This is a genomic window from Azospirillum sp., assembly GCF_035627195.1.
In the GTDB taxonomy this organism is placed as follows: Bacteria; Pseudomonadota; Alphaproteobacteria; order Azospirillales; family Azospirillaceae; genus Azospirillum.
The window spans coordinates 1-4511 of record NZ_DASPMG010000242.1 but is presented as its reverse complement, the minus strand read 5'-3'; the positions used below and the strand labels follow the sequence as shown (position 1 = coordinate 4511).

Below are 4511 nucleotides of genomic sequence, written 5' to 3'. Positions count from 1 at the left end.
CTAAACCAGACCTCCCCGAGAGCCGTGGTAGACCACCACGTCGATAGGCCGGGTGTGGACGGGCGGCAACGCCTGAAGCTTACCGGTACTAATCACTCGATCGGCTTGATCTCTCCCGAACGTCATGCGCAGCGGTAAGCCGCCTGCGAGACGAACTCGGATCCGTCCAACGTCACTACGCGACCTCTGTGCATCTGGATGACCTGGTGGTCATGGCGAAGGCCCCAACACCCGATCCCATCCCGAACTCGGCCGTGAAATCCTTCAGCGCCCATGGTACTGCGTCTTAAGGCGTGGGAGAGTAGGTCGCCGCCAGGTCTTCCAGGCGCACAGACAGCGCGACACACAAACCTTCTTTTTGAAAACACCCGCCGTTCCACTGGACGGCGGGTGTTTTCGATTCCGGCGGTTGCCGGTTGTGCTAGGGTCCGCAACGATCCTGCGGCAGTCGGCGAGGCGAGCACCGGTGGCGTCCGAATCGAAGGCGTTCGAGCTTCTGATGGCCGCCTTGCGGTTCCATCAGGCCGGCAACCTGGCCGAGGCGCAGCGCGGATACGAACAGGTCCTGCGCGCCGAACCGCGAAATGCCGACGCGCTCCACCTGCTGGGCGTCGTCGCGCTGCAGTCCGGACAGCCGCAAGCCGGCCTGGACCGGATCCTGGCGGCGCTTTCGATCAACGCCGCAGCCCCCGCCTACCACGACAGCCATGGCTCGGCCCTGCGCGCGCTCGGGCGCTTGGAGGAGGCTGCCGCGGCGTACCGGCGAGCCCTCGACCGTGACGGCGGCCTCGTGGCGGCGCGGTTCAATCTCGCCGGCACGCTGGCCCAGCTGGGCCGCGTCGAAGAGGCCGTCGCCGGGTACCGGCAGTTCCTGCACCTCATGCCGGAGCACATGGGTGCGGTCGCGGCGCTCGCCGGTGCGCTGGCGGCGCTCGGCCGGACCGAGGAAGCGGCGGCGGCGTACCGGCGCGCGCTGGTCCTGGCGCCCTGCGCGGCGGACGCCCTGGGCGATCTCGGCGTGCTCCGTGCACGAGCGGGAGCGTTGGCAGACGCCATCGCGCCGCTGCGGCGGGCGCTCCGCCTTGCGGCGGACCGGAGTGACGCGCACAACGCGCTCGGCCACGCCCTGCAGGGCGTGGGTGCGATCGGGACGGCGGCGTGTGCCTATCGCCGGGCCCTGGCGCTGGCGCCGGCCTTCGGCGGCGCGCTCAGCAACTTGGGGACGCTGGAAAAGGATTGCGGCGACCTCGATCGGGCGCACGCGCTGTTTCGCCGTGCCGTCACCGTGGATCCCGAGCATGCCGAAGCGGTGGGCAACGCCGCCAACCTGCTTCTGGCACGGGGCCGCACGGCCGAGGCCGGCCGCGTTCTGGAGCGCGCGCTGACACTCGACCCGGCTGGCACGGCCTATCTGGCGGAGATGTGCCGCACCGCGATGGCTCTCGGCCGGCCGGACCGGGCGGCGGCGGCGTGCCGCCGGCTCAAGGCGGTGTCGGCGGCCGACCTCCGCCTGCTCGATCCGCCGATGGCGGCACTGGCGGAGTTGGGGACCGAGAGGGCGGCCGGGCTGATGCCGGACACGCTTGTACAGGGGTTGCTCGATACCGGACTGAAGCCGGACGCGCGCGATCCCTACGCCCGGCGTGCGCTCGTGCTGGGGCACTGGTTCGCCGCGCACTACGGCTGCGCGATCCCGGTGGGCATGGTGGCCGACGGCGCCGCCGTGTTCGCCCGTGCGCGGGCCGACTACCCGATCGTTGCCGGTCCACCGGCGCCGCGGGCACGGGGAGGGGTGCGGCGGGTCGCCTTCGTCACCAACCAGCTGCTGGCGCTGCTGCATTCGCCGACGCGGCTGCTTCTGCGCTGGGCGCGACTGGCGGCGCAGCACGTGGGGGTGGAGGTGATGGTCGTGGCGCTGGGCGATCCACGCTCGGCCGGATTCGCGGCGGAGCACCGGCGGGCTATGGAGGGGGCGCCGGCGCGCTTCGTCTACGCCGACACGGCGCTGCCGGAGGCGGCGCGCGACCGGGCGCTGTTCGACGCGCTTCGTGGCTTCGACCCCGACCTCGTGGCGGTGCTGTCGGACGACACGCTGCTGGAGGACCACCTGTACGAGCGCTGGCCGGTGCTGCGCCTGTCCGTGGCGATGTCTTTCCCTTACAGCCGGTTCGATACCATCACGTCGATCTTCGACGACGCGAAAATCCAGGCGTACTGGCGGGCGCAGGGCTGGCCGGCGGAGCGCGTGGCGCGGCACGAACGCATGGCCTGCACGCCCATCGACCTGCCTCCCCCCGCGGCGGCGCGGACGCGCGCCGGGTTGGGACTGGAGGAGGATGCGCTGGTCATCGTGACGGTGGGCAACCGGCTGCACACGGAGATGGACGCCGCTTTCGTGCGGCTGATGTTCGCGCACCTGGAGGCGCACCCGCACAGCCGCTGGCTGCTGGTCGGCACCGACCGCTTTCCGCTGCCGGACTTCGCCGGCCATCCCATGACGGAGCGCTGCCGGTGTGTGGCGTATGAGCCGGACCTCAACGCGCTCTACGCTGTGTGCGACGTCTACGCAAACCCGGACCGGGCCGGCGGGGGCCTGAGCGCCTTCTGGGCGATGGCGCAGGGGGTGCCCGTGCTGACCATGGACACGCTGTCGGACACCGCCATGTGCGTGCCGCGGCCCTGGCGCATGCGCGACGCCGGGCACTACGCGGCGACGCTGGCCGAGTTGGCGGGCGATGCGCCGTACCGCCGGGCGCTCGGCGCCGGCATGGCGGAGGCGGCGCGGATCTTCGCCGCGCCCGAGACCTTCGCGCGCGAGTTCCGCCGGCTGGCCGACCTGACGGTGGCGCGGTTCAACCGGCGCCTGGAGGGGGCGTGAACGCCGTGCCCGCCTGGCTTCCGGTCGGCCGACCGCTGTTGCCGCCGACGGATGCCGTGCTGCCCTACCTTCGTGCGATGGACGGCAACCGGTGGTACGCCAACCACGGCCCGCTGGTCCGCCGCCTGGAGGAGCGGCTGGTGGCGCATTACGGACTATCGGCAGGCTGCGTCGCCACGGTCGCCAGCGGCACGGCGGGGCTGACGGCGGCGCTGCTGGCGCACGAGGCGGCCCAGGGCGGGCTGTGCGTGCTGCCGTCCTGGTCGTTCGTCGCCTCGGCGCACGCCGCGATCGCGGCGGGGTTGGTGCCGTACTTTGCCGACGTCGACGCCGTCGGTTGGGCGTTGACGCCGGAAGGGGCACAGCGGGCGATCGAGGCGGCGCCGGGGCCGGTGGCGGCGGTGATGCCGGTGATGCCGTTCGGAGCGCCGCTCGACATGGCCGCGTGGGACCGTTTCGCGGAGCGGACGGGGCTCGCCGTCGTGGTGGACGGGGCGGCGGGGTTCGACGCGCTGCGGCCGGGCCGGGTGCCCACCGTCGTCAGCCTGCACGCCACCAAGGCGCTGGGCGTGGGGGAGGGTGGATTCGTGGCGTCGCGCGACGCGGCACTCGTCCGCGCCGTCGAGGACGCGGCGAACTTCGGCTTCCTGCGGCAGCGGGAGGCCGAGCGCGCGGGGCTGAACGCCAAGATGAGCGAGGTGCACGCCGCGGTCGGCCTCGCGGCGCTCGACCTATGGCCCCGCACGCGCGCAGCGTTCCGGGCGGTGGCGGAGGCCTACGCGCAAGCGCTCGATGGGATGCCCGGTGTTATGGGGCTGCGGGGCGCGGGCGCGGGGTGGGTGTCCTCCACCATGGTCGCCGTGTTCGACGCGCCGGTGGCCGACGCCGTGGCCGGGCGGTTGCGGGAGCGGGGCATCGACACGCGCGCGTGGTGGTCGAAGGGCATCCACCGGCAGGCGGCGTTCCGCGGCCATCCGAGCACTCCGCTGCCGGTCACCGAACGGCTGGCAGACGGCACGCTGGGCCTGCCGTTCCACGCCGATCTGCCGGCCGTGGCCGTGGCGCGCGTGGCCGAGGCCCTGGCCGGCGCTTTGCGGGAGGTGCGCGCATGAACGAGGAGAAGTACCGGCGGCTGATCGGCCCGATCGAGACGGCACTGCGCGAGCACGGCGGCACGCCGCGCGGCGTGCTGTGGCCCAACGAGGCGGACCTTGTCACACGTTACGACGTGTTCTTCGACATGGTGCGCGGGCACGGGGAGTTCTCGCTGCTCGACGTCGGCTGCGGGCCGGGGCTGGTGCTGGACTACCTGGAGGCGCGTGGCTGGCTGGACCGCGTCGACTACCATGGGGTGGACGTCAGCGCCGCGATGATCGGGCGTGCACGGGCGGACTGGCCCGACCGGCTGTTCGAGCGGCGCGACCTGCTGACGGAGCCGTTGCCGGAGCGATGCGTCGACTACGCCATGGTGGCGGGGGTGTTCACCGCGCGCTTCGGCCTGTCGCATCCGGAGATGGAGCACTTCGCCACGGCTCTGCTGCGGGCAGCGTGGCCGTCGGTGCGGACGGCGCTGTCCTTCAACGTGATGAGCATCCACGTGGACTGGCAGCGCGACGACCTGTTCCACTGGCCG

Annotated in this window: 3 protein-coding genes and 2 rRNA genes; all 5 read left to right on the top strand. The window is 72.6% G+C overall.

What is annotated here, in order from left to right; translation table 11 throughout:
- Positions 1-113 (top strand): 23S ribosomal RNA (locus tag VED21_RS21870); the annotation flags it as partial.
- Positions 114-202: 89 nt separating this feature from the next.
- Positions 203-318: ribosomal RNA gene (gene rrf, locus VED21_RS21865) — 5S ribosomal RNA — on the top strand.
- A gap of 148 nt (positions 319-466) precedes the next feature.
- Positions 467-2878 carry a tetratricopeptide repeat protein gene (locus tag VED21_RS21860; RefSeq protein ID WP_324885986.1) on the top strand — a complete coding sequence of 804 codons (2412 nt, stop codon included), beginning with the start codon at positions 467-469 and terminating at the stop codon, positions 2876-2878.
- Positions 2875-3990, top strand: coding sequence for a DegT/DnrJ/EryC1/StrS family aminotransferase (locus VED21_RS21855; protein WP_324885984.1), 1116 nt, complete (start codon positions 2875-2877; stop codon positions 3988-3990). Before VED21_RS21860 ends, VED21_RS21855 begins: the two co-directional genes overlap by 4 nt.
- On the top strand, positions 3987-4511 hold a 525-nt coding region (locus VED21_RS21850), incomplete at its 3' end, for a class I SAM-dependent methyltransferase (protein WP_324885981.1). The genes VED21_RS21855 and VED21_RS21850, both read left to right, overlap by 4 nt.